Origin of the sequence: Candidatus Nitrosopelagicus brevis (assembly GCF_000812185.1) — an archaeon.
Taxonomy (GTDB): domain Archaea; phylum Thermoproteota; class Nitrososphaeria; order Nitrososphaerales; family Nitrosopumilaceae; genus Nitrosopelagicus; species Nitrosopelagicus brevis.
The window spans coordinates 338,233-362,384 of sequence record NZ_CP007026.1 but is presented as its reverse complement, the minus strand read 5'-3'; the positions used below and the strand labels follow the sequence as shown (position 1 = coordinate 362,384).

25 protein-coding genes and 3 tRNA genes are annotated in these 24,152 nt (G+C 32.7%); 9 read left to right on the top strand and 19 right to left on the bottom strand.

Annotated elements, in window-relative coordinates; translation table 11 throughout:
* Positions 1-15 precede the first annotated feature (15 nt).
* The 4 genes from T478_RS02155 to T478_RS02140 all read right to left on the bottom strand — a co-directional run bounded on the left by T478_RS02155 (position 16) and on the right by T478_RS02140 (position 6,988).
* Positions 16-930 (bottom strand): hypothetical protein, encoded by a 915-nt coding sequence (locus T478_RS02155; protein ID WP_048104819.1) that lies wholly within the window; start codon positions 928-930, stop codon positions 16-18.
* Positions 923-5,095 carry an HYR domain-containing protein gene (locus tag T478_RS02150; protein ID WP_052433834.1) on the bottom strand — a complete coding sequence of 1,391 codons (4,173 nt, stop codon included), beginning with the start codon at positions 5,093-5,095 and terminating at the stop codon, positions 923-925. Before T478_RS02150 ends, T478_RS02155 begins: the two co-directional genes overlap by 8 nt.
* 115 nt (positions 5,096-5,210) lie before the next feature.
* Positions 5,211-5,987, bottom strand: a complete 777-nt coding sequence (locus tag T478_RS02145) for an ABC transporter permease (RefSeq protein ID WP_048104817.1) — start codon at positions 5,985-5,987, stop codon at positions 5,211-5,213.
* Positions 5,984-6,988, bottom strand: a complete 1,005-nt coding sequence (locus T478_RS02140) for an ABC transporter ATP-binding protein (protein ID WP_048104816.1) — start codon at positions 6,986-6,988, stop codon at positions 5,984-5,986. The genes T478_RS02145 and T478_RS02140 overlap by 4 nt, the downstream gene beginning before the upstream one ends.
* Before the next feature lie 172 nt (positions 6,989-7,160).
* Here T478_RS02140 and T478_RS02135 point away from each other — a divergent pair, with 172 nt between their 5' ends.
* Entirely contained in the window at positions 7,161-7,490 is a 330-nt protein-coding gene (locus T478_RS02135; RefSeq protein ID WP_048104814.1) for a nitroreductase/quinone reductase family protein, read from the top strand.
* Here T478_RS02135 and T478_RS02130 read toward each other — a convergent pair.
* Positions 7,487-8,146 (bottom strand): hypothetical protein, encoded by a 660-nt coding sequence (locus tag T478_RS02130; protein ID WP_048104811.1) that lies wholly within the window; start codon positions 8,144-8,146, stop codon positions 7,487-7,489. The two genes, T478_RS02135 and T478_RS02130, sit on opposite strands and share 4 nt — an antisense overlap.
* 64 nt (positions 8,147-8,210) lie before the next feature.
* On the opposite strand from T478_RS02130, the gene T478_RS02125 reads away from it, so the two are divergent.
* Positions 8,211-8,699: a hypothetical protein gene (locus tag T478_RS02125; RefSeq protein WP_048104809.1), complete on the top strand. Its 489-nt coding sequence runs from the start codon at positions 8,211-8,213 to the stop codon at positions 8,697-8,699.
* On the opposite strand, the gene T478_RS02120 is transcribed toward T478_RS02125, so the two are convergent.
* The 4 genes from T478_RS02120 to T478_RS02110 form a co-directional block, all read right to left on the bottom strand.
* The gene (locus T478_RS02120; RefSeq protein ID WP_048104808.1) at positions 8,690-9,085 is read right to left on the bottom strand and encodes a tetratricopeptide repeat protein; all 396 of its coding nucleotides are present in this window, start codon (positions 9,083-9,085) and stop codon (positions 8,690-8,692) included. The genes T478_RS02125 and T478_RS02120 overlap by 10 nt on opposite strands.
* Before the next feature lie 21 nt (positions 9,086-9,106).
* Positions 9,107-10,612, bottom strand: a complete 1,506-nt coding sequence (locus T478_RS02115; protein WP_048104806.1) for a hypothetical protein — start codon at positions 10,610-10,612, stop codon at positions 9,107-9,109.
* 89 nt (positions 10,613-10,701) lie between these two features.
* Complete coding sequence (locus tag T478_RS07700; protein ID WP_177313230.1) at positions 10,702-10,851, bottom strand: hypothetical protein; 150 nt, start codon at positions 10,849-10,851, stop codon at positions 10,702-10,704.
* A 24-nt stretch (positions 10,852-10,875) separates the two neighbouring features.
* Positions 10,876-11,781, bottom strand: a complete 906-nt coding sequence (locus T478_RS02110; protein ID WP_048104805.1) for a hypothetical protein — start codon at positions 11,779-11,781, stop codon at positions 10,876-10,878.
* Positions 11,782-11,913: 132 nt separating this feature from the next.
* Between T478_RS02110 and T478_RS02105 the strand changes: the two genes are divergently transcribed.
* Together T478_RS02105 and T478_RS02100 are read left to right on the top strand one after the other, a co-directional pair.
* Positions 11,914-11,991 (top strand) — tRNA-Glu (locus tag T478_RS02105).
* 40 nt (positions 11,992-12,031) lie between these two features.
* Entirely contained in the window at positions 12,032-12,694 is a 663-nt protein-coding gene (locus T478_RS02100) for a phospholipase D-like domain-containing protein (RefSeq protein WP_048104804.1), read from the top strand.
* Here the strand turns inward: T478_RS02100 and endA are convergent.
* A complete protein-coding gene (gene endA, locus T478_RS02095; RefSeq protein ID WP_048104802.1) occupies positions 12,687-13,262 on the bottom strand; it encodes a tRNA-intron lyase in 576 nt (191 codons plus the stop codon). The two genes, T478_RS02100 and endA, sit on opposite strands and share 8 nt — an antisense overlap.
* A 113-nt stretch (positions 13,263-13,375) precedes the next feature.
* On the opposite strand from endA, the gene T478_RS02090 reads away from it, so the two are divergent.
* Entirely contained in the window at positions 13,376-13,870 is a 495-nt protein-coding gene (locus tag T478_RS02090; RefSeq protein WP_048104800.1) for a 50S ribosomal protein L16, read from the top strand.
* A gap of 5 nt (positions 13,871-13,875) precedes the next feature.
* Here the strand turns inward: T478_RS02090 and T478_RS02085 are convergent, their stop codons facing one another.
* Positions 13,876-14,118 (bottom strand): hypothetical protein, encoded by a 243-nt coding sequence (locus T478_RS02085; protein ID WP_048104798.1) that lies wholly within the window; start codon positions 14,116-14,118, stop codon positions 13,876-13,878.
* A gap of 82 nt (positions 14,119-14,200) precedes the next feature.
* Between T478_RS02085 and T478_RS02080 the strand changes: the two genes are divergently transcribed.
* The 3 genes from T478_RS02080 (at position 14,201) to T478_RS02070 (ending at position 16,353) form a co-directional block, all read left to right on the top strand.
* Positions 14,201-14,274 (top strand) — tRNA-Gly (locus T478_RS02080).
* Positions 14,275-14,314: 40 nt separating this feature from the next.
* Positions 14,315-15,529, top strand: coding sequence for a hypothetical protein (locus T478_RS02075; protein ID WP_048104797.1), 1,215 nt, complete (start codon positions 14,315-14,317; stop codon positions 15,527-15,529).
* A complete protein-coding gene (locus T478_RS02070) occupies positions 15,529-16,353 on the top strand; it encodes a SirB1 family protein (protein ID WP_048104795.1) in 825 nt (274 codons plus the stop codon). Before T478_RS02075 ends, T478_RS02070 begins: the two co-directional genes overlap by 1 nt.
* Here T478_RS02070 and T478_RS07695 read toward each other — a convergent pair.
* The 6 genes from T478_RS07695 to T478_RS02050 all read right to left on the bottom strand — a co-directional run bounded on the left by T478_RS07695 (position 16,343) and on the right by T478_RS02050 (position 19,469).
* A complete protein-coding gene (locus T478_RS07695) occupies positions 16,343-16,516 on the bottom strand; it encodes a hypothetical protein (RefSeq protein WP_177313229.1) in 174 nt (57 codons plus the stop codon). The genes T478_RS02070 and T478_RS07695 overlap by 11 nt on opposite strands.
* Positions 16,517-16,567: 51 nt before the next feature.
* Positions 16,568-16,729 carry a hypothetical protein gene (locus T478_RS07690; RefSeq protein ID WP_177313228.1) on the bottom strand — a complete coding sequence of 54 codons (162 nt, stop codon included), beginning with the start codon at positions 16,727-16,729 and terminating at the stop codon, positions 16,568-16,570.
* A gap of 41 nt (positions 16,730-16,770) precedes the next feature.
* Positions 16,771-16,857: transfer RNA gene (locus T478_RS02065), tRNA-Ser, on the bottom strand.
* A 73-nt stretch (positions 16,858-16,930) separates the two neighbouring features.
* Positions 16,931-17,677, bottom strand: coding sequence for a metallophosphoesterase family protein (locus tag T478_RS02060; protein ID WP_048104794.1), 747 nt, complete (start codon positions 17,675-17,677; stop codon positions 16,931-16,933).
* A gap of 24 nt (positions 17,678-17,701) precedes the next feature.
* Positions 17,702-18,145: a hypothetical protein gene (locus T478_RS02055; protein ID WP_048104792.1), complete on the bottom strand. Its 444-nt coding sequence runs from the start codon at positions 18,143-18,145 to the stop codon at positions 17,702-17,704.
* Between the two features lies 1 nt (position 18,146).
* Positions 18,147-19,469, bottom strand: coding sequence for a cation:proton antiporter domain-containing protein (locus tag T478_RS02050; RefSeq protein WP_048104791.1), 1,323 nt, complete (start codon positions 19,467-19,469; stop codon positions 18,147-18,149).
* A 365-nt stretch (positions 19,470-19,834) separates the two neighbouring features.
* Between T478_RS02050 and T478_RS02045 the strand changes: the two genes are divergently transcribed.
* Positions 19,835-21,046 carry a hypothetical protein gene (locus tag T478_RS02045; RefSeq protein WP_048104789.1) on the top strand — a complete coding sequence of 404 codons (1,212 nt, stop codon included), beginning with the start codon at positions 19,835-19,837 and terminating at the stop codon, positions 21,044-21,046.
* On the opposite strand, the gene T478_RS02040 is transcribed toward T478_RS02045, so the two are convergent.
* The gene (locus T478_RS02040) at positions 21,043-23,061 is read right to left on the bottom strand and encodes a cellulose synthase family protein (RefSeq protein ID WP_048104787.1); all 2,019 of its coding nucleotides are present in this window, start codon (positions 23,059-23,061) and stop codon (positions 21,043-21,045) included. The genes T478_RS02045 and T478_RS02040 overlap by 4 nt on opposite strands.
* Positions 23,062-23,113: 52 nt before the next feature.
* The gene (locus T478_RS02035) at positions 23,114-24,067 is read right to left on the bottom strand and encodes a 4Fe-4S dicluster domain-containing protein (RefSeq protein ID WP_048104786.1); all 954 of its coding nucleotides are present in this window, start codon (positions 24,065-24,067) and stop codon (positions 23,114-23,116) included.
* Between the last annotated feature and the right edge of the window lie 85 nt (positions 24,068-24,152).

Genomic DNA, 24,152 nt, shown 5'->3' with positions numbered 1-24,152 from the left:
CTAACAGAAATTTGGTTAATTTTCTGTGGAATTTGTTATTGGTTTAGAAGAAATTTCTGTTTTTTCAATATTTTGTGTGAATGAGTTCATTTCTTCTTGAGTTATAGAAAGATAATCAAAATATGCAGCTCTGGCATCACTTGTAGTTCCTCCATTTTTCAAAATATCTTGCATTATATTTTGAGCTTCACTAAAACGTAATTTTGTAGAGTTGAGTTGTAACTCAAAGAGTGTTCGCTTTTCATCATCAAGGTTTTGTAAAAATTTACCTAATTTTGTTGAATCGTCAAAAGCTCGAGTGATAAGTGGGCGTTCATCTATGGATTGCGTCAATTTTTCATGTATCATTTGTCTAGCATCACGAATTTTTTGTTGAGGAAGGTCCAACAATTTTTCTTCATATTTTGCTTGAGCTGCATTTTCTTGTAATTTCAAATAATGTTGATATAAGATTACCGATATCGGATCATTTGAATTTAGACGAAGTTTGGATAAGTCATTTGCCAATTCCATAGATTCCAATTGTCTTTCATATTTTGCAGATTTTTCTGTATGACCAGATACTTCCAAGGTTGTACGTGCCATACCCTTCTTTCCATTTTCATCAGTAGCAAAAACAAGTATAGAGTATGTACGAGGTTTGAGTTCACTCACATCAATTTGTTTACCAAACTCACCATTTCCGTCTGTTTTCAACATGTGAGACTCTCCTGCAATAGTTAGTTTTACGTCAATGTTTGATAATGGACGGTAGGCATGATCAACTACAGTACCAATTAGTATTGGATTTTTTCCTTCATTGATTGGGCTTTTTAGAAATTCAATATCAACTAAAAAATCCCATAACTTTGCTTCAGAATCAGGAAGTGAAGATGAGACAAGTACACTTGTTATTGCAAGTGTTGCAAGAATTATTAGAATTTTATTCATTTGACTCACACTTTATTACAATATCATAACTTTGTTCATCAATTACTTTACAGGTATCAATATCATCTCCACCATCAATAACGTCTAATCCTAGACCTCCAAAGACAAAGTCTTCACCTGATTGACCTTTAATGATGTCATTACCTCCTTGACCAGAAATATGATCATTACCTTGATTTCCAAAAATTATATCATCACCATCACCTGCAAGAATACAATCATTTCCTTTATCACCAGAAATAATATCATCTCCACCATTTGCAAAAATTAAGTCAGATAATGCAGTACCAATTAGTATATCATCTTCTTCAGAACCGACAATCAGATTGTATGATAAAGGATCATTCCCACATGTTTGGACAGAAATTGTTTGCAAGGATGAGGATGTGTTTCCAAATTTGTCAGTTGCAGTCCAAGTTACGATTGTTTCACCAAGTGGGAATACTGTAGGTGAATCGTTAGTAATAATTGGTCTATCATCAATAATATCATCTATAGTTGCCGATCCAATTTCAAGGAGAGTTTCAGTATTTACAGCATCTACAATGATGTTTTGAGGAGTAGTTATGACTGGGGCAGTTGTGTCAACTACGGTTATAGTTTGAGTTGCTGAGGCGGAGTTGCCTGAAGAGTCTGTTGCAGTCCAAGTTACGATTGTTTCACCAAATTCATAGTATGATGGAGCATTATTTGTGATTTGAACAGTACTGATAGAATCAATTACCGAAATTTGTTCTAGTTCTACAATATTATTTAATTTTGAAGTTGCATTTGATGTTATATTCTCAGGAGTAGTTATGACTGGGGCAGTTGTGTCAACTACGGTTATGGTTTGAGTTGCTGAAGCGGAGTTGCCTGAAGAGTCTGTTGCAGTCCAGATTATGATTGTTTCACCAAGTGGAAATACGGTAGGTGCATCGTTAGTGATTGTTGATATTTCAACCTGATCAGATGCTTCTGCGAATCCAAATTCAACAAGATTGTTTTCCATGGATGTTGCTTCAACTTCCACATCAACAGGAGATATGATTGTTGGTAGAGTTGTGTCGATTATGTCAATTTGTTGTTCTACAACAGATTGATTGCCAATAATATCAACAACAGACCAATTTATGATAGTGGTTCCAAATTCAAATAAAACAGGTGCATCGTTAGTGATTGATATAATTTCAGTATTATCAGATGCAGTAATCAAAGGTATTTCAACCAAATTAGCATTTTGAGCTGTTGCTTCAAATGTTAATGAATCAAAATTTTCTACTACCGGAGAAGTTGTGTCAACTACGGTTATAGTTTGAGTTGCTGAGGCGGAGTTGCCTGAAGAGTCTGTTGCAGTCCAAGTTACGATTGTTTCACCAAGTGGAAATACTTCTGGTGCATCGTTAGTGATTGATGTTATATCCATTATGTCAGTATATTCAGAAATTCCAATTCTTACAGGATTTGCTTCATGATTAATTGCTTCTTGTATTATTGATTCAGGTGCAATGAGAATTGGAGAAGTTGTGTCAACTACGGTTATAGTTTGAGTTGCTGAGGCGGAGTTGCCTGAAGAGTCTGTTGCAGTCCAAGTTACGATTGTTTCACCAAGTGGAAATACTGTAGGAGCATCGTTAGTGATTACAGGTTGAGAATCGATAACATCATCAGATGTAGGAATACCAGTATCAATTTCCACACCTAATTTATCATATATCTCAACTTGAATATCATTTGGAGCGATGATAGATGGAATGGTTGTATCTATAACTGAAATTTGTTGTGAATCTGAAGCTGAGTTGCCTGAAGAGTCTGTTGCAGTCCAAGTTACGATTGTTTCACCAAGTGGAAATACTGTAGGTGCATCGTTAGTGATGGATATAACTTCAACATCATCTGATGCTCTAACGCCAATTAGATCAATGACATTATTTTCAATATGACTAGCCTCAAGTTGGAAATCAGATGGTGCCATAATTACAGGTGAAATTGTATCTAAAACAGTGATTGATTGAGTATTTGATATTGAATTACCATAATCGTCTGTTGCAGTCCAAGTTACGATTGTTTCACCAAGTGGGAATACTTCTGGTGCATCGTTAGTGACTGTGGTTATTCCAGATATATCCTCAGCAACAAATTCACCAAGATTTTCAATTTGAGTTAGTGTACTCTCGGCTTCTATTGTGAGATTTTCAGGTGCAATGAGAATTGGAGAAGTTGTGTCAACTACGATTATAGTTTGAGTTGCTGAGGCGGAGTTGCCTGAAGAGTCTGTTGCAGTCCAAGTTACGATTGTTTCACCAAGTGGAAATACTGTAGGAGCATCGTTAGTTAATTCTGCATTTTGAATGTCAATAATTTCTGGAAATTCTAATGGTGTGTTTGTCCCACCAAAGATAGTTGCTTCAAATGTTTCGTCAGAGGTTAAAATTTCAGGAATAATTGTATCTACGAATGTAATTGTATAAGATTGTGATGAAGAATTGCCTGAAGAGTCTGTTGCAGTCCAAGTTACGATTGTTTCACCAAGTGGAAATACTGTAGGTGCATCGTTAGTTACTGATATGACCTCAACATCGTCCGATGTTTCGGGAATAACTAATTCAAGTATATTTTCTTCTAAACTAGATGCTTCAATAATTAAATCTTCAGAAAATGCAATACGAGGGGCAGTTGAATCTACCAAAATAATTGATTGGCTAAGATTTGAGATGTTTCCTATAACGTCAGTTGCAGTCCAAGTTACGATTGTTTCACCAAGTGGGAATACTTCTGGTGCATCGTTAGTGGTTGACATTACACCTACTTCATCATATATTTCAGGAATAGTCAATGTTACCAGATTTTGACTAGATGATTTTGCTTCTAGGGAAATATCATCTATGGCAGAAATTTTTGGTGGAGTGGAATCTTGGATTGTGACTGTTTGAGAAGCAATGGCCATATTTCCAGCACCATCAACAGCAGTCCAGATTATAGTGTTAATTCCTAGAGGAAATGAGGATGGAGCATTATTTGTTAGAGAATAAATTCCACTTTCATCAGTTGCCATTGCCTCGCCAATATCTATGGAGGTTAATGGTCCAGTTGCCTCCACCAAAATATCTTCAGGAACTAAAATTACAGGTTTTTGGAAATCATTTGGAATAGGGATTACAGGTTGTAATGGAGTCTTGACATCTTCAATTTTTTCAGATTCAGGAGTAATTTCTGTTTGCAGGTTTTGTTCTTCTTCAATTATTAGAGAATTCTGAACTAAAGGAGTGGAAAATTTTTGTATACGATGTCCTTGTGTGTCAGTGATGAAAAGATATCCATCATTTGATATAGCAACATCTTTTGGAAATTTGAAATGGCCGTTATCATTTCCCATTTGGCCAAATATAGATAATGAAACACCAAATTCATTGTAATGAATTATTCTATTATTCCTATAATCAACAATGTAAAAATTATCTTCTTCATCAAAAATTATTCCTTCAGGATAAATTGGTTTACCACCAATACTGTCATTGAATATATTCTCTAAATTACCTTCTAAATCAAAGACAATAATTTTATTTTGATTTGGATCAGTTACATAAATTTTATCAGAATTAATTGCAATATCTACAGGGCTAACAAAATTACCTCCACGTTTCCCACTTTGTCCAAAACCAGAAATGAATTCTCCGTCAAGAGTAAATTTTTGAATTCTTGCATTACCAGAATCTACAACATAAACAGATTCATAATCAGAAACAATTATTCCGCGTGGAGATTTAAAAAATCCATTATCTTTTCCGAATCCACCCCATTTTGAAATAAATTCTCCATCAAGAGTAAATTTTTGTATATTATGATTTTTGTTATCAACTACAAATACAAATTCATCAGAAACGGCAATTCCGGTAGGATGTCCAAATTCTCCATCACTACTTCCTCTATTTCCCCACTCGATAAGAAAATTTCCTGTAGAATCAAATTTCTGAACACGCGAGTTTCCAAGATCAGTTACATAGACATTATTTTCTGAATCAAATGCCAAATGTTGAGGGCTTAAGAAAAATCCAGATTTGAAAATTCCTGCTTGCCCCCATTGAGATTCAAAATTATGACCACTTGCAGCATTAACATTTTCAATATATGAAATACCAGCTAACGATACAGTCAATGCTAAGACTAGGAATATCTGTAGATGCATCAAGAAATGCTCTAAAAATGTCCTCAAGATCAACCGTGTGAGTATTTTTTACAATTCTTGTCAAAAATTGAGTGACTTTGCGGTGTTTAAGAGGGAATTTGCTTTGAAATTATACCTAAAAGGGCTTGTTGACGTCACGAGTGAATACATAACTTGCAAGACCAATCATTAAGATACTAAATATTCCTAAAACAGCGATACTAGTCATTGCAGACAGACTATCGACATAACCAGACATCATCTCTCTTACAAGAATTACAGTATAACTAACAGGATTAAAGGCTGCAACAGATGCAAGCCAATCTGGCATTAATTCAAGTGGGAATAATGCAGGACTAAGCAAGAATAATGGCATTCCTAAAAAATTAATTATTCCCCAGAATGTTTCTTGGGATTTTGCAGCAGCTGCAACCATAACAGAAATTCCTGAAAAACCAATTGAGAATAATATTACAATTCCCATAATTGGGGCAATCATCCAAAGATGAGGCATACTAACACCAAGTGCCAGCGCCATACCAAGAATCAAACTTGATTGAAATGCAGCAATCATAGATATTGCAAGCATTTTTCCTAATGCAATTGATGAGCGTGAGATTGGAGATGTTAGCGCTTTATTCATGAAACCATAACGTCTGTCCCATAAGGTGTTTACACCACCAAAAATACTAGTGAATATTGCAGTTAAAATCAAAACTCCTGGAGCCATGAATTCAATATATTCACCATCAAATCCAACTGATTGTATCAACGGTTGAGTTCCAGCAAAGATATTTCCCATAACTACAATCCATATTGCAGGTTGAATTAATCGAATTATTACACCACTCTTTGATTTTCTATAACGTTTCATTTCACGCCAAAAAATTGCATATGTATCATGAATAATCATAGTGCACGTCTCCTTGATTGATTGAATTCCTTTCTTTTGTTAAATTTACCAGTAGTGTCATCACGTAAATTATGTCCAGTATGTGAAATGAAAACATCATCTAACGTTGGTTTGTTCAATACGAATGAATCAATAGATATTCCAAATTCAGATGATGCTTGGAAGATTTTTGGTATCACTTGAGTTGAATTAGAAGATTGAACGACCATATTGTTTCCGTTAATCTCAACATTTTTTGTAAGTTCAAATGATTTAATTTTATTTATGAATTGTTCTTGTTTATTTTCATCAGGAATTATAGAAAATGTAATCATGTCAGTTTCTAGTTTATTTTTCATAGATTCAGGAGTATCAACTATCTGAATTTTCCCATAATCAATAATACCAACTCTGTCACACAAACTATCTGCTTCTTCCATATAGTGTGTTGAAACAAAAATTGTCATTCCAAACTCTTTGTGAATTTTTCGTATGTATTCCCAAATTTTCCTTCGTGTTTGAATATCCAACCCAACCGTAGGCTCATCCAAGAATAGGACTTTCGGTCTATGAATTAGACCACAAGCAATATCAAGTCTTTTTCTCATTCCGCCAGAAAATGTGATTGATTGTTCATCTTGTTTTTCAGTTAATTCAACTAAATCAATTACCTCTTCTATTCGTTTTTGGGTTTGTTCCTTAGGAATTTGACTTATCTTGCATTGAAATTGTAGATTTTCTCGAGCAGTGAGATATTCATCAATTCCAATTTCTTGTTGAACAAATCCAATATTCTTACGAACGTTTGAAGGATTTGTGATTACATCATGCCCATAAACAGATGCATTTCCAGATGTAGGTTTCAGTAATGTTGTTAAAATCATCATCGTAGTACTCTTCCCAGCACCATTTGGACCTAGAAATCCAAAAATTTCACCTTCTTCTACACTAAGAGAGATATTATCCACAGCCGTAGAATTTTTAAAATTTTTTGTTAAGGAATTAATCTCTATAGCGTTCATAACTAACTTTGAGAATGAGAATATAATTTACTTCCTAAAGAAAATGCTACATATTTTAAATAATCTATGATATAATTCAATTTATGCAAGGAAACAAAATCATGTATTTGGTGGGCGTTGGCGGTTCATGTGTTATTGCAATGTTTGGATTTGTTATGGCATTTAGGTAAAGATGAAAATTATTAACAATTTAACATTCAAAGCTATACTAAAAACTAAAGGTAGGAAATCAGGAAAAGAACACAAAGTGTGGGCAAAAGCTGTTACTTACAACGATATGATTTATTTTTCTAGGCGAAATCCAAATAGTGATTGGTTAAAAAATGCTATTGCACATCCGCAAGTAAAAGTGGAGTTTGACGGAAATGAATTTTCAGGTTTAGCTAGACTAGTTGAAGAAGATGAACTTGCGCAGAAGATTTCAAATTTGAAGTATACAGAAGAAAGTAGACAAAAAGAAGCAAGAATAGTACTAGAGATAAAATTATTGGATAATAGTTAGACAATATGGATTATAGTAGATAAGCCTCTACGGTCATATTCATTTCCATCTTTCATTTCACTGACTATAACGGTAAATGAAATAACATCTCTTTGAACACATTTACTAGCATTAAGTTTTAGATGTATATCCATTGTATCAAATTCATTTTTAGGAATATTTTCTTCATCAAAAAATACTTTTCCTGTAGATTCAATTCTAAATCTCTCATCCTGAGCATGAGAACCTAGCTTTACGTTTCTTCCATCTCTTCCCGAAGCTTTTACATGAATGTCAATTATTCCTGGTTTTGCCATTGTGTATTCAGATATTTTATTAATAAAAACTCCAATTTGGAATGGTTTTCCTGCAGTTGATTCGGCCATTTTTTGTATTCCGTCATTCATTACAACATCAACAGCTTTGATAGTCATAGGAACTTTTGCTAGCCAAGTGTTTGTTTTTTCTACTACAGCTGAAATTTCAGTTCTTCTTTTCTTATCTTCATTTTCATCAATTTGTTTATTCTTAGAATAGTAATCTATCCATTCAAAATAACTTCCGGATATGTCTTCAATAAAATCAATACATGTTCTTTTGTAATCAGTAACATTTGATGTTCTTTCGGCTCCTCCTTCATCAGGATCCATTTCATCATTATTCATGGGCATTGCCATGTTTATTCCAGATATTCTATTCTAAAAAAACTAATCTAAATATGGCATTATCCAAATATGGAATATGTTTAAAACAATTACAGAGGATTTACAAAAAACATTAAAATCAAATTTACCACAAATACGTTTTCTATTAAAAAAAAATCCAGGGATGGCTTACAAAGAAATTGGTGAAATAGGCAAGAAAGTTGGTAAAAAATACAATATTGAGTTATTAGTTAATTTTCCACATGAAGGAAAAATAGATAACTTTGAGATGTATGGAAAACAAGACCTTAGTCTAATTATAGATATGGAAAAAAAACGGTTTCCTATGGACAGAGAAATAATTAAAGAAAAGGCTTTAGAAATTTTAGGAGATATCAAAACAGAAGACGCATACATGTATGAGGACAAGGAAGGCGTAAGAATAATTTTTAATGGCAATATACAAGATAAAATCGATATCCTTCCACATTCACTACATATCTGGTATGAATTCACTCAACCAGTTATAGAATTTTGTGAATGGCTTTTGGAAAATGTGTATCTATTGAAAAATAGTCAGGATTGAGATTCTAGTTCGGTAATGAGATCGCGTACTTGAAAATTATCTGGCGTTTCATCTAGAATTTTTCTACAGCAATCAATAACAACATTAAGTTCATTTTGCTTTAATTCTTGATCTTCTTGGTTTTCAGCTCGGAATTGATAAACACGTAATTTTAAAGACAATGATTCAACATCATATGGATTCATTTCCAAAACCCTGTCAAGGTAATGTAGTGTCTTTTCTTCCTCATTTAGCATATAATACATACTTCCCATGATGAATAGAAAATCAGGATCCTTGGAAAATTTTGCTTCTAATTCCTGGCCGAATTCTTCAGCTTTTTCATATTCACCTTGAGTTATTAATTTTCGAAGTTTTCGTTTTGGATAACTAAATAGACCGGTCATATTTTCACATCAATTCCAATTTTAAGATATTCTCATAATTCCATTTGAAATTAACCACTGTATGCCGCTAACAAATGTATTATCGTCTATTTGACCTGCAGCCCACCATTCTGCATTACCTTTAATCCATTCTGGAATTCCATCAGAACCAGAACCGCTGCCTTGTGCAGTTTGAGGAATTTTCATTATTCCCTGATTAATCAAATATTGTATGCCGCTAACAAATGATGCATCATCAATTTGTCCGTCTGCCCACCATTCGGCATTATTTTTTACCCATTGTGGAATATCAGTGATTGATGCATTAGGAGGTGCAGAAAATGATGTGTCTCCACCTTTTACGACTTCAATTTCAAATGTCATTAATCCAGATGTGTCAGGATTACCACCTAGAATGTGTTCAGGACCAGTACCATAAACGACTATTGCATATGTGTATATTCCAGGAGGCTGATCTGCCAACACGAATCTATATGTTTGACCAGATGCGGTGTATAATTCAGCTCTTCCTTCTTCAGCAGAAACTGTTTTGATTGGAGGTTTTGATGTATCACCAAATACTACAATATCATAATGTACTTGGTCTACAAATTCAGTAGGATTTACCATTCGCTTGAAATCAATGAACATCTCAATATCACATCCTTGTTTTACAATTTTTGGACCAATGACACCTTTAACAATCATTGAAAATGTATTTGTAGATTCATTAAATTTTGTCTTTTGATACTCTGCAGGACATCCTGCAGCAGCTTGTTTTGCAGCTGTAGTTTCAACATTTACAAATGGATTGGAAGATACATTTTCTTTGTAATCTAATAGTTCAAAATCATATTCTACTGGAGGAATACCTTGGGAAACATGCATGAAAGTTTTAGCTTTGATTGGAAATGGAAATTCATCTACAATCCAAGCTTTACTTTGTTGACCACCTGTCTTCCAAGTAAGTAGAATTGAATCAAATTGACCAGCTCCAACTGAAATAGTTTGTTCAGCAGAAGGCAAGATTTGTTGACCACCAATATTTCCAATCTTTCCCCAAGAAGCTGCTCTAAATTCTCGTGGGCCTTTTCCAGTTAAGTATACTCCATCGTCTTCTATTTCTTTTGTTGCAAATGCAGAAAGCCAAGCAATAGAAGACTTGTAAACACTTCGATATGAAGAGATTTCTTCAGTTCCGCCAGTAGGTTCTGGTGCAACTTGACCAACATCCATTACTCCTTTAACAATTTTACTACCATCATAAACCAAAACTTGCATTCTAAATTTATCCTCAGTTCCAACACGAACTTCTTCTTGAACCCACAGTGCCATGTCAAAATCTGAACAATCTAAATAATCTACATGACATACGTTAAAGCTGAAATAGTCACCGACTTTGAGACCTTCACCAACATACCAAGACCCATCAACATTTACACCGCCTGCTTGAAATCCACCTGAATTAACTTGAGCAAATGAATTTTGAGATGCTAGTGGAATTATCAATAGTAGTGAAAATGTTGCAATAATGATTGGTAGTTTCACAAAATTCAGACTGTTGTGAGCATATTTAATGTTTGATAGGTTTTACAATGATAAAATAAAATAAAAAAGAAGAAAAAGTTGTATTTTTTCTATGGGTTTAGCTGAGATACTGCTTCTTTGCAGACATCCACGGTACATTTGCAATCATTAGCACAAAGGCAAGTTCCTTGCATTGCACAATCACATTCATAGTCTGGATCGCCTGTAGCTGCTTCGCATCCGCATGCTTGATCTGTCATGCTCTAATAGTTATGAACTTGGTTTTAAGGATTCTTTGATTTTTTATTAACATTGAAACTGATGCTTAATAATTTATCAATGATTTCATTCATTGAATCGATTGAGGAAGTTAATTCAGAAGGTGTGTGTGTAAGATCAAATGCAGTTTTCAAAACATGAATTTTATCTGAGTTTAGATTCAATGAATTTTTAATTTTGTAAAAGTTAATTTTGTTTTGAAAATTTAGATACAAGTAACAATCAGATAATAAAGAATTTTCAATTAGATAGTTAGCCTTTGTTTCAATAATAGTGGAATTTTGATTTTTTTCAATCATGTCAGAAAAACCACAAGTTGATTTTAACATTCTAGGCAATAATGAAGAAGTTGCTCTTTCAATTCCTGTTTCAGAGATGATTTTATCGACAAATTGACTTGTATCTTTTTGTTTCAAACTTCGTATAGAAGATAGCGCATGAACTGGATTTGGTAAAATATTATTTTGTAAAAGAATTGAATCTATAAGAGAAACTATGCCACATTTTATCCAGCATGAAACAAATGGATCCTCATTTTCTAGAGCATTTTTAGCCTTAGATAATGATAGTTGAGATTCAACAAGAGCAGTTTTTGAAGATGTGGAAAACAATTGGTTTTTCTTTTCTTGTATTTTAGATACTAACATCTTAAGTTCCCATTCCGGATCTTGGATGATTTCTAGATTATCATAATAAATTAAATTTTCAGTGCTAGTTTCTGATAGATTGCCGTGGGAAATCTTTAGAATTTTTGATTCATGATTGATAATTTCATCAGATGTTTCTTTTCCATCAAAGATAACTAAATTGTGGATGTTGCAATCAGTGTCAAAATCATCAGAATTGTATCCACCTATTGCAATTGGAGAGTTAGTCGGACCAATAATTTTAATAATTTCATCCAAGTTCATGATAAGTTTTCCTTCAACAAGTAATTATTCCCATTATTGAAAACTTTTTTCAATTATGTATAATCATTGAATTTTTTTAGATGAAGAAATAATGCGGATTCGTTTAATTATGACAAATTTCTTGTCAAAACAGCTCCTATAGTGTAGTCCGGCCAAGCATATTGCCCTCTCAAGGCAGTGACTCGGGTTCAAATCCCGATGGGAGCACCATTATAACAAGATTTTAACTCTCAACAATATTTAGTATATTATGGAACTTAGAAAATTAAAATTAAAAGAACAATACAGATCAGATGAAGATGATATAGTTTCAGATTTCTTAATTCCTTGTTTGAATAATTGTATCGAATATGATAGAGCAGTCGAATATGTGACATTAAGTGGTTTAACTACATTATCGCTAGGATTTCATAATTCAACGCCAAATGCAAGAATGAGACTGATATCAGGGCACCAATTTGGAATAAAAGATTTGAATATGATGACAAAATTATTTTCAAAAAACGGAAATAGTTGGAAGAATTTTAATCCAGAGTTAATCAGAGATGTAAAGTTAGAACAAATTAGAAGATTGGTTAATGATGGAAATCTTATGTTGAAGATTGGAATTCCAAGTTCAGAAGATATTGATGGTACATTTTCTGAGAAGGTGGGAATTTTCAGGGATGCAAATGGAGACTCAGTTGTTTTTTCAGGTACATCAAGCGTCATGTTAGCCAGAAGAGCAAAGAATTTTGAAACAATTGATGTGTTCACATCATGGAATGATAAATCAAGAGTTGAAACAAAAATTAAAGATTTTGAAAAATTATGGCTTGATGAAACATCATCTGTCAAGGTCTATGATTTTGAATTTGCTGAAAGAAATAGTTTATTGAAATATTCTTCAGAATGGGCTGTAAATCCTAATTAAAATTAAAATCCTTCATTTCAAGTTCAGATTGATTTTCTAAGAAATTCATTTTATTGATTTTATAATATATTATTTCTCCACGACGTTCAATTACTGCAATAATAGGCTCCTTACCCATTTGCGTAATTTCTTGAATGTTTTTATACAATTTTCCAATTTTTTGTTGAGTACCTTCATTGAATGCAAAAATAAGAAATTTAGCATCTTTTTTTCCATAATTCCCCTTTTCATATACTCTAAAATCAGAATCAAATCCAAAACCATCTTTCACAACATAACCTTTAGTTCGTAAGTCTCTATAAAGCAGAAATCTAGTTAGAGTATCATCATCCTTTTGGGTGTATTTTTGAATTAATTCATCAAAAATGATATTTTTATTTACTTTTTTTAATTCAAGTTTATTGTTATACAAGAGATATAATGTTTCAAATGAATCTAATACCAATGTATTATTTTGTAGTTCACCAAACCCTCGTTCTGTCAAAATATTCTGCATTTTTGGATTAAGTACAATGGTTTTTTCATCTATGAATTTTGCTGAGATCTTTGTTTCAAAATCAAATGACATACCTCGTTTAGAGGTGTTGCGATATAATAATTCTGCATAATATACTCAAAATTACTCGAGATCTCCATATGTTATGCTAATCGTTAAAATAGGGTTATTGAAGTTTCTTTGATATGCATGGTGCTTGTTATAGAAAGGGAAACGGACAACCTTATGCCAATACAAGGCATATCAAAGGAAAACCTCAAATTAAAATTGCAAAATTTAACAGTGGAAATAAAAAAAGACAGTTTGAGTATTGTGTACAATTAAAAATTAATGAAAAAGTCCAGATTAGACATATGGCTCTTGAATCAACCAGATTGGCTGCGAACAAGACACTAGAAAAGACTACAGGGGAAACTGGATATAATTCACGCTTGAGAGTTTACCCACATGTTAGATTAAGAGAGAATAAAACTATTGCAGCAGCAGGTGCAGACAGACTTTCAGAAGGCATGAGACGTGCATTTGGAAAAGCAAATAGTCTTGCAGTAAGAGCAAGACAAGGTCAAGTCATAATGGAAATGAATGTAGATGAAGAACATCTAGAAGCAGCAAAAAGTGCATTACGAAAAGCTTGTGTAAAGCTACCTGGAACCCCATCAATTAACTTTTTCAAAAATTAGAGAATTTACGTAAATTCTTTTTTTAGAAATTCAAGAAATTCAGTAAATTCAGTATCAGTAGGATCCCGTTTTAGAACCCTTCTATGTTGATAATAAAATGAATTTAATAAACGTCCAATTAGAATTCCTGAAGAAAATGAAATAGAATCAAAATTAGAGAATTTATCAACAATTTCCTTAGTTTTGTTATTTTCAGTTTTTGTCTCACTAATTTTTTTTTCAAGAATTTTTATGATTCTTTCATCCATGTATGGATAATACACTAGATGAATTAAAAAATTGATATTGAATCATTAGGCTTTAATATGCAACTTTTTCTTAAACGTTTGAGCAGTCATAGTATAGTTTGGTTATTATTCTAGCTTGCCAAGTTAGTGACCCGGGTTCAAATCCCGGTGACTGCATTTAAGATAGCATTAAATTAGTTTTTATTTTATTTTCAATATGGGAGAATTTGAAGAGTTTGCTGAAGCACTTTTAGATCAAATTTCAGTAGAGATTGATGAAGAAAAAGAGATTGCAAAATTATCAGAAAAAATTGATGAAGATAAAGAATTTCCTAAACAATTCATAGGATTAGAATCATTTTCTAAAGAAATATTCCCAGATATTTGTAAGAAAGTTGAAGAGTTTACAGGATTTCCAATAAAATCGGATCTTAGAATAGAATTTCCAGATTTGAAAGAATTTAAATTATTAAAAGGAAAAAAAGTGTTTGCAACAAAACAATCAAGAAATTTTGTAGATGAATTATTTTCAGCGGTGGCAGATTTAGATACCAAAAATATTGCAGAATTGATTCAAAAAGATACAGAAAAATTTTTAGTTTATTCTACTTATGCCAAATCATACATTTCAAAGATTTCAACTACATACGGAGATTATTTGGATTCTTGTGTGTATTTGAATAAATTCATTTTATCAAGTTATCCAAAAATTATTCTCTATAAACAAGGTCAGCCTTATGATTTACGAAAAGAACAGGTCGAATCAGGTTACAAAGGCGCTCTTAAAATGACAATGGTGGAAGAAATAGTTCATTCAACCCAAGATAATCTGCAAGAGGATAACAAAAATGCTGCAATTAATGTGAATTCTATTAATGAAGAATTGGCTAAAATAATTCTAAATTTAGATGAAGATTCTACAAAAAATCTTTATGAATATTTACAATTACAAACTGTTCCAGATAATTTCCCAATTGCCAAACATGCAAATTTATTTTTCATGTTGAATCCAGATAATTTTGTAGTGAATGAATTAGGACCAGACGTTATGACTTATTCACATGTAGAAATTGACCCAAAAATTTCAGAAATTGTTCCGGAATTATCAGAAATTTATCAGAGATGGCTATTGCCAATTCAATCACATCATGCCGCATTTTCTACTATGGAAGGAATAGCAGAATTTGCAGTACAGAACATATTACAAGATGACGATGATTTTCAAAATTATCTAACAACTTTCATGGGAACTGATTTCTCATCATACAAAGTTAGAAAGAATATGGGAAAAGAACTTACAGAAAAGGTATTTAATAAATTTGGAAAAGATGCATTTAGATTTTTGATTGAGAAACCACCAAGTACAAGAGAATTAAAAGAACCAGAACTATATCTGAAAAGGGATTTATCTACCGGTTCAAAACACATGTAATGAATGAGAGAGAAATCTCACTTGTTTCAGAATGGAACACTTTTGTCAGTAATGAAAATTTCAGTTTAATTGAAAAATGTCTAAAATTGGCACAAATTCTTGAATATCCAGAATTATCAATTTCAAAAGAATTAGAAAGAATTAAAGAAATAGGAATAAATTTTAGAAATAGAATTACAGAATCAAAAAACCCCACATATCTAATTTCACTTTTAAATGAATTTCTTTTTGATGTTGAAGAATTTCAAGGAGATTTAGATGATTACTATAATCCTAAGAATAATTTTCTAAATTATGTCTTAGAAAGAAGTTCGGGCATACCAATCACACTGTGTATTTTGTATACAGAAATTGCAAAATATGCAGATTTGGATTTAAAGATAGTAGGATTCCCAAGTCATGTAATTGTAAAATATGAGGAGGAGATGATTTTAGATCCGTTTAACAGAGGTCGTTTATTAGAATTAGAAGATTTACAAGAAATTTTGTATCAAAATTATGGAGATTCTGTAGAATTTCAAGCAGAGTATCTAAATCAGATTTCAGATGAAAAAATACTAATTCGAATGTTGAGAAATTTAAAAAATTCATACACAGATTCGTTTGCATATGAAATGGCAAGTATGTGTAATAGAATGATTTTAGAAATACTCCCTGAATCAGCAGATGAAATTCGAGACATGGGAATTTTAGAAGAAAAATTAAAGAATTATGATAATGCACTTGAATTTCTTAACAAATATTTGGAAATGGAACCAAATGCCGAAGATGTTGACTTTGTTTTAGAATTAATTAGAGAAATTAGAGAAAAGATTAATCAATAATTGATGAAACATCATGACCTTTTTTGATCATCTTAACTTCATGTCTTGCAAGTTCATTTCTAAAAGCATTTTTTATTACATCAATTTCGTTTCGTAAAGTTGCAATTTCATCTTCTAGTTTTTCGATTCTATCGTAAACTGTTCCCTCTCCTTCAGAACTCATAATCTGATATTGAAAAAATTCTTTAAAAAGGTATGGTTATGTCCAGTCTAGCTATAAATCAAATTCTTGATTACATGCAGGACATTTAGCTCTTTCTTCACCAACATTGCCTATAATGAAAATGCGACCAATTGTTTTGCATAAAGGGCACATTCCAGTTGTAACATTTTTTGGGCCTGTTTTTACTATTTTTTGACTTTTACGACGTCCCATCTTGATTCTAAATTATATCATGATTAAGTCAATATTAAAGCTGGCGCGGGGAGAGGGACTTGAACCCCCGAGTTCTTGCGAACATGGGATTAGCAATCCCACGCCATACCGGGCTAGGCGATCCCCGCTCAAACTGATTGAATTATGTTGGTTAATTAGTATAACTTGAGATATAATTAGAACGAAAATATGTGGAAAAAATTATTCATCTTCAAATCGAGCATAATTATTTGTGATATCTTGTAAGGGAGTTCTTTTTCCACCTACAACTTTAAGATCAACCTGGATTTTTTTATTTTCAACAGTGATTATGTTATAACTATTTTCAAAGAAACCTCTCACACGTTTAGATGATGTTGTTCCAGCATTAGCAATTAGTAAATTACTGAAATCCCACATCCAAGGTCTATGTTTGTGCCCACATAAAACCAGATTTACCTTTGCATCAAGTGTAGCACGCAGAACATCACCAGCATCAATAATGGTTAATCTATCAGAACCAGTATCAGGGATTCCTATCAAATGATGATGCATTGCAAGAATTGTTACTTTATTCTCAAATTTTTTCATAGTTCTTTCAAGCCACAATGTTTGTCTATATCCAACCTCACCTTCATCACGGTCAGGCCTAGCAGTACCAAGAGTAACAACCACTACATCATCATCTAGTTCATTAATTGTTTGAAATGGAAAATATTTCTTAAAATGAAGATACCCAGTATTTCTATAATCATGATTTCCACTTACAGCAATTACTTTTTTAACATTGATTTTTGAGATGAGTTCCTTGCATCCCTCATATTCTTCTTTAAGACCTTCATTGGTCAAATCACCAGTAATTATTACAGCATCAGGAGATAACTCGTTAACTTCATCAATTACTTGATTAAAAATATCATCTCGGAATTGGGTCCCAAAATGTACATCAGATAACTGAACTATCTTCATAAAATAAGGTATAGGTTAGTTGATTTAAGAATTTTCAATTTGTGATTTTGAATGATCGTTTGCTAATCCATTTTTTATTATTTCTAATGCTTCATAGGTTTTTTCAGGTTTTGGTAATTGAATCATGAAAATTTTTTCAGGATGGTTTACGGATGCTATGGCAAGCATAGTATTTTTTGCAAGTGATTCAAAAAATTCAAGATGTTCATTAGCATTAACTAAGATTTTTTCATTTATTCCCCCATGTGAAAATGTCAAAAGCATTTCAACAAAGACATGGCCTAAACCATCTTGTAATATATTCAGATTAGTATCTACAGAAAGTGGTTTTCCTGCAACCTTGTTTAACATGTCATCAAACTTTTGTCCTTCAAATCCAATACATGGAACTTGTTTTCCCTCAAAATCTTCTACAGACAGATCTTTATGAGAATTTTTCAAAAATTCATTTAATTCGTTATTTGACATGTTATTTCCTCGTTAATTTTGGAACCACGTAGTCACTTGCTTTTACCAAAAATGGCGTGATAAATGCAGTGATAATGGAAATTATACCTATCAAAGGGAACAAAAATGCGCTAACAACTCCAGCATCCACACCAACTTTGATTATAACAATAGAGAATTCACCTCTTGGAGCACCAAGGGTAAATGCTGAACGAAGCGATTTTCCTCGCGGTTGACGCATTAGTATATTTCCCAACATATTTCCTCCAAACTTCATTCCCATTGCAATTGCAATCAAAGCGAGAGCTATGAAAATATAATTTTCTAATTGACTTACATCCATCAGCGCACCGACAGATACGAAGAAGATTGCAACAAACATGTCTTTAATTGGACTAGATAATATTTTTGAAACTTCTGCAGATTTTGATTCAGCGACAAGAACACCTGCAAGAAATGCTCCAATTGCTACAGATAAGCCTACAACATTAGCAAGCAAAGCATAGCCAAAGCATACACCTAAAACACTAAGTAGTAAAATTTCTCGATTCTCAGCACTTGCAACTTTATCTACTAGTTTTGGCACCGTACGTATACCAACCGTAAATGTACCTACAATCAAAATAGTGGCAACTACTACTACGGTAACTGCACCCTCAATAGAGACAGTTCCTGCCAATGCAATTGATTCTAATGATGCAATTAGGATTACAGCTATAACATCCTCAACAATTAGTATGCCTAATACAAGAATGGAAGATTCTTTTTTGATTTTCCCCGCTTCTTCTAAAACTTTTACAATTATTGCAGTACTGCTAATAGACAAAGCAGCAGATATGAATAATGCATCCATAAATCCTAATCCAAGTAAAGTTGATGCATAGAATACAGCAATTAATGTTAAAAATAGACCCAAGCTTCCTACACCAATAGCTACTTTTCCAATAGAACGGATTTTTGCAAATGGAAATTCTATTCCTATTACAAACAATAGTAAAATAACACCAATCTCTGCAAAGACGTTTAGTGCAGCAATATCAGAGAGTATACCTACCGAAGTACCACCATGATCACCAGATCCACTTTCGGGAAGAAACGATGTCCAAATTGGAGATAGTGGTCCAATCAACATTCCTGCAAAAAGGTATCCAATGATTAGTGGTTGTCGTATCTTAAAGAATGCAAGGGTAACAATTCCTGCAAGAATCATTATCACTGCCAAATCAGTAACAAAGTTGTCATGAGGCATCTGTAATGGATTAATTTTATCAAGTAAAGTCCAGATACCTCCTTCTATTGCACTTTCGCTTTCTCCACTACCTAGCTGGAGGAAAATATTTTGCATCTATGTATATAGTGTATTGGTTAATTTAAAACGATTTTCAGGATACGGCTTTATTTTAAGGAATTTTTCACTATAATATCTGGGATGATGATCAGAGTGTCTGATTAATGAAGAAATAAGCTCTGGGGTATCTGACCAGAAATGGTTATTTTAATAGAACCTTCGGTATATATCGTACCGTACTATACGGTATACATGATACAATGCGAATATTGTGACAAAGGCTTTACTGAAAGCCAAAACGGATTGGCTGAGAAAACATTTCACCAGTTGTTACACGACCCAGAGATTATCAACAAATAATCCCCCTCGTTTTTCTTTTTTTATACCCCACTTTTTAAACTAGGAATGTAACTTTAGATTGCATGGTAGAAAGAAAAAAATCAAAAAAACAATCTGCCAAACCAAAAAGAGAACCAAATACGTCTCAACTATTCAATAAAGTAAACACAGTTTCAGAGTCAACAAAGGCGTTATCAAGAGAGATTAAAGGAATGGCTAAGATCTTCAAAGATAATCAGAAAGTTTTAGTCTCAATGAGTGATATGATGCAATCATTAAATTTAGCAATGTCTCAAATGCAAAAACAAGCAAAACAAATGGACATAATTGAAGAAGATACACAAAGATTGTTTGCAGGATTAAATCAGGTAAAAGTACATGAACAATTTATTTCAAAATTGAATAAACAGACAGAAGAATTTGATAAAAAAATTGCAAAAATAAATGAAAATCAGAAAACAGGTCCAAAAACAAATGAAATAATCAAGTCAATTGCAGAAAGCAAGGCATCAATTCAAAATAATTCAAAGATGATTATGAAGATTGCAAACAGAGTAGACGAAGTAAAAGAGAAGATGGATAAAGTTCCAACTAAAACAGAAGGAAATCTCACATCACAAATTGAGGAGCTTAGAGAAAATATCAAATCAATTACTAACAGAACAGGAGATATTGGAAAAGATATGTCTAATCTCAAAAATGAGATTGGAGGAATAGTTTCAAATCCAAAAATTTCTTCATTGATAGGAGATGGAATGAAGACATTCAAATCTGAAATTGAAGAGAAAATATCAAATATTTCAAATATGATTGACCGTTCAGACCAAATTGCCTCAGAATTTCATCGAAAAACAGACAAAGTTATGCAGGAAATACAAGGTGTAAAAGGAGTCACAAACAAGGCTTCAGATGACAGTTCAAAAGAAGTGATGGCAATTCTGAAACTTAATGAATATCAATCAAGTATCAGGATGCAAGCAGAATCAAAATATGGAGATATTAAAGATGTGGAAAAAATGGCATCTCAAACAACTGAACTAATTAATTTATTTGATAAACTCTCAATTGAGACAGATGACAAAATTCCATTACCACATGAAGTTAGACAATGGGCGGTAGGAAAAATACTTGATTGTGCAGATAAATGGGAATTACGATTTTCAGAAGTACTAAATGTAATGGCAGAAAACTTGGGAAAAGAATTACTAAAAGAATCAATAAGAATTCCTCAAGTTAGAGACATTTTTGGAATTCGTGCAGTTGATGAAATTAGGAATGAATTAGGTATTTCTTAGACATCTTGTGATACATCATATTCTTGCATTTTCTGTTTCTTTTTATTGAGAACAGCAAATATTCCCAAGATTGCTGCAATCCATATAGAACTGAATATAATATTTGAAAAACTAACGTACATGTAAGGAATGGCATCAGAAATATTTTCCTGAATAAGTACAGAACGACTGTTGATATCTAACATGCCAGTATGATATGCAGCACTGTCAGTTGGTACTGCAGCAATTTTTTCTGCACTAATCAACATTGTATCAAGATCAGCTTGTATTCTTACAAAATTAGTAGAGTCTGTTGGAAAGATCCAAACAGGATTACCTGTTTCAGGTAAGTTTGCTTTAATTGAATTAATATCAGCAATGATTGATTGAGGATCTGATGTTGCTACAATTCTATCTAAGAAACCTACAGATTGATCAAGAGGATATACATCGTTAGCATAACCAGTGAATGCCATGTAACCACCAATTATGATTATTGCGAATATTCCGCCGAGTGCAAGTTTATAGAAACGATTAGCCATTTTTTCTTCCTTTGTTAATTGATGCTTTGTGGATTGTGGTCTTTTATATCTTGTATGAGAGAAGCTTAGCCACGCAATGTAAAAGAATCCAAGAGCCTGTAAAGCAATTATAGGCACAAATATTGGATTATTAGAAAATATTGCTATGAATATTCCGAGCATACCGTATACGGCAAAGAACATTTCCAGTAAAGTGGTCTTTGAAAATGGTAAATTGTATGCTTTATCTCGCCAATCATCATCATTTTTAACAATTCCATATTTTGGAGTTCTAAGAAATTCATTCTTTTTTCCAAACACGCCATCAAATACTGCTACAGTGTTATTTACAGACATTCCAATTGAGTAAACAAGTAGATATGGTAATGCTTTGGCCTTTGCTTTCCAATCATTTTTGTACATTTTATGAATAACAAGAAGATATGCACCAGGTCCCATAGCAAGATATGTTGCAAGAGTTAATGCAGGTAAAAAGCTAACAATGTAAAGATTAACTTCAGATGCAAGAAGTATTGGAAGTGTAATGAATTGTATTAACATTAATGGGAAAACAATATGTCTAGTAAGTTGGATGAAAGCTTGAAGTTTAGTATCAAATGCTATTTTTCTTTTAACTAGAATATCTCCAAGTAGTTTTACGGCACATTGTATTGATCCTTTAGCCCAACGGAACTGTTGCCTTTTTGCACCATTCATTTGAACTGGAAGTTCAGCATCAACTACTATGTCAGGTAAAAATAGACATTTCCAACCTTTCATTTGTGCCCTATAACTAAGATCTAAATCTTCAACAAGGGTAGCAGTATGCCAACCACCAGCATCATCAATGCATTCTTTTCTCCAGATACCAGCAGTTCCATTAAAATTCATAAATAATTTAGAATTGCTTTTTGCTTTTTGCTCTACCAAAAAATGAAAGTCTAAATTTAATGCTTGAGCCTGTGTAAGAGCTGAATAATTTTCATTGATATGACCCCACCTACATTGAACGAGACCAATGTTTGATTTTGCAAAATGTGGCATTGCTTTTTTCAGATACCATGTTGGTGGAATAAAATCTGCATCAAAAATTGCAACAAATTCACTATCAGTAGATTTCATTGCATGTTTTAAAGCACCAGCCTTGTATCCAGTTCGCGTTCCTCTACGAACATGTTCAATATCAAATCCCAAACTTTGATATTTTTTTACAGTATTTGACATTGTTTCAACAGTATCATCGTCAGAATCATCTAAGACCATTATACGCATCTTATCTTTTGGATAATCCTGTTGGCAAACAGCATCAACTAATCTTGTTGCAACATATTTTTCATTGTAAATTGGAAGTTGAATTGTGATAGTTGGTTCACCCACCTCGATAACGGAATCATTCTCCTTTCTACGACTGGACAAAAAGGCCAAATAATAGAAGTTACAGGTATATCCAATAATCAAAATTGCGCAAAATATGAAAATTTGAAATACAAATTGAGTGAATGGATTACCTTCCAATGTCTATCACTTTGAAAATTGTATAGGTGCTATATATCTGAAATCAGAGATATTACTTTTGTTCAAAGATCTTAATGGCTTTTGGAGGACAAACGCCCTCACATGCTAGACAAAATATACAATCTGGTTCTTTTGACATTAATGGTTTCTTATCAGAAGCAGCATTTCCAGAGAATTCTACAAATTCATAAACAGCAACAGGACATGCATCGATGCATGCACCATCTGCAACACAAATATCAAAATCAACTGAAACAAACTCACCCCAAACACCCATAATTGCATTTTCAGTTCCAACTCGACCCCATGTTTTAATCTCATGACCGGTTTCAGCTTCGAATGATGGAGATTGTTTCATTTTTGATTTATAATCAACATCAATTGGTCCAGGTTTTGCACCATCTAGTGCTTCAACATTAGCATCATCAATTTCTTCAATTTCTTCTTCAGATGCAGCCTTTGGTTTTGGTTTTGCATTAAGAACAATCATTGCCAACGGTGTTAATTCTTCCAAACGTTTGATAGATTCTTTTTCAGAAATTTTTTCAGTTTTCATTAATGCAGCACGGAATTTTTCTTCAAGTATTGTATTACGTAAAATAGTATCAGTAACCATTTTTGCAAAGTGGTCAGCCTTTTTCCTATAATCTTTTAACCAATGTGGATCACCAAATTTGTCAATAGGCCAAATTTGATAAATTATATCGACAACATCACCTGTTACAATTTCAACTGTTACATTCAAGTCAACTTTTTCATAATCTTTTGCAAATTGGTCAGGCATGTTTTCTTCAGACCAATGATATGTTGCAAATATTCTATCTGCATAGATTTCCATTTCAAATGCTTTTTTCAATCCATCATGAATAGATTTGATTTCAAGTGGATCATCTAATTTGAAAGGCAAACGATATAGTCCCAGTTTAAATCCATGTAATGGATATACACCTCGTTTTGCAGTTTGAGATTCCATTGTGTAAACTCGATCTTTGAGTAACAGAGACATTTATGTTAATTCGAGTTCAATTCTTTAAAAACGTTATCGAATAATTGTGAAAAATATTCATGAAAAATGATGAATCATTCGTAAA

Coding starts and splice junctions, on each gene's coding strand:
- T478_RS02155 (WP_048104819.1), bottom strand. CDS start 930: ATGAATAAAATTCTAATAATTCTTGCAACACTTGCAATAACAAGTGTA.
- T478_RS02150 (WP_052433834.1), bottom strand. CDS start 5,095: ATGCATCTACAGATATTCCTAGTCTTAGCATTGACTGTATCGTTAGCT.
- T478_RS02145 (WP_048104817.1), bottom strand. CDS start 5,987: ATGATTATTCATGATACATATGCAATTTTTTGGCGTGAAATGAAACGT.
- T478_RS02140 (WP_048104816.1), bottom strand. CDS start 6,988: ATGAACGCTATAGAGATTAATTCCTTAACAAAAAATTTTAAAAATTCT.
- T478_RS02135 (WP_048104814.1), top strand. CDS start 7,161: ATGAAAATTATTAACAATTTAACATTCAAAGCTATACTAAAAACTAAA.
- T478_RS02130 (WP_048104811.1), bottom strand. CDS start 8,146: ATGGCAATGCCCATGAATAATGATGAAATGGATCCTGATGAAGGAGGA.
- T478_RS02125 (WP_048104809.1), top strand. CDS start 8,211: ATGTTTAAAACAATTACAGAGGATTTACAAAAAACATTAAAATCAAAT.
- T478_RS02120 (WP_048104808.1), bottom strand. CDS start 9,085: ATGACCGGTCTATTTAGTTATCCAAAACGAAAACTTCGAAAATTAATA.
- T478_RS07700 (WP_177313230.1), bottom strand. CDS start 10,851: ATGACAGATCAAGCATGCGGATGCGAAGCAGCTACAGGCGATCCAGAC.
- T478_RS02110 (WP_048104805.1), bottom strand. CDS start 11,781: ATGAACTTGGATGAAATTATTAAAATTATTGGTCCGACTAACTCTCCA.
- T478_RS02100 (WP_048104804.1), top strand. CDS start 12,032: ATGGAACTTAGAAAATTAAAATTAAAAGAACAATACAGATCAGATGAA.
- endA (WP_048104802.1), bottom strand. CDS start 13,262: ATGTCATTTGATTTTGAAACAAAGATCTCAGCAAAATTCATAGATGAA.
- T478_RS02090 (WP_048104800.1), top strand. CDS start 13,376: ATGCATGGTGCTTGTTATAGAAAGGGAAACGGACAACCTTATGCCAAT.
- T478_RS02085 (WP_048104798.1), bottom strand. CDS start 14,118: ATGGATGAAAGAATCATAAAAATTCTTGAAAAAAAAATTAGTGAGACA.
- T478_RS02075 (WP_048104797.1), top strand. CDS start 14,315: ATGGGAGAATTTGAAGAGTTTGCTGAAGCACTTTTAGATCAAATTTCA.
- T478_RS02070 (WP_048104795.1), top strand. CDS start 15,529: ATGAATGAGAGAGAAATCTCACTTGTTTCAGAATGGAACACTTTTGTC.
- T478_RS07695 (WP_177313229.1), bottom strand. CDS start 16,516: ATGAGTTCTGAAGGAGAGGGAACAGTTTACGATAGAATCGAAAAACTA.
- T478_RS07690 (WP_177313228.1), bottom strand. CDS start 16,729: ATGGGACGTCGTAAAAGTCAAAAAATAGTAAAAACAGGCCCAAAAAAT.
- T478_RS02060 (WP_048104794.1), bottom strand. CDS start 17,677: ATGAAGATAGTTCAGTTATCTGATGTACATTTTGGGACCCAATTCCGA.
- T478_RS02055 (WP_048104792.1), bottom strand. CDS start 18,145: ATGTCAAATAACGAATTAAATGAATTTTTGAAAAATTCTCATAAAGAT.
- T478_RS02050 (WP_048104791.1), bottom strand. CDS start 19,469: ATGCAAAATATTTTCCTCCAGCTAGGTAGTGGAGAAAGCGAAAGTGCA.
- T478_RS02045 (WP_048104789.1), top strand. CDS start 19,835: ATGGTAGAAAGAAAAAAATCAAAAAAACAATCTGCCAAACCAAAAAGA.
- T478_RS02035 (WP_048104786.1), bottom strand. CDS start 24,067: ATGTCTCTGTTACTCAAAGATCGAGTTTACACAATGGAATCTCAAACT.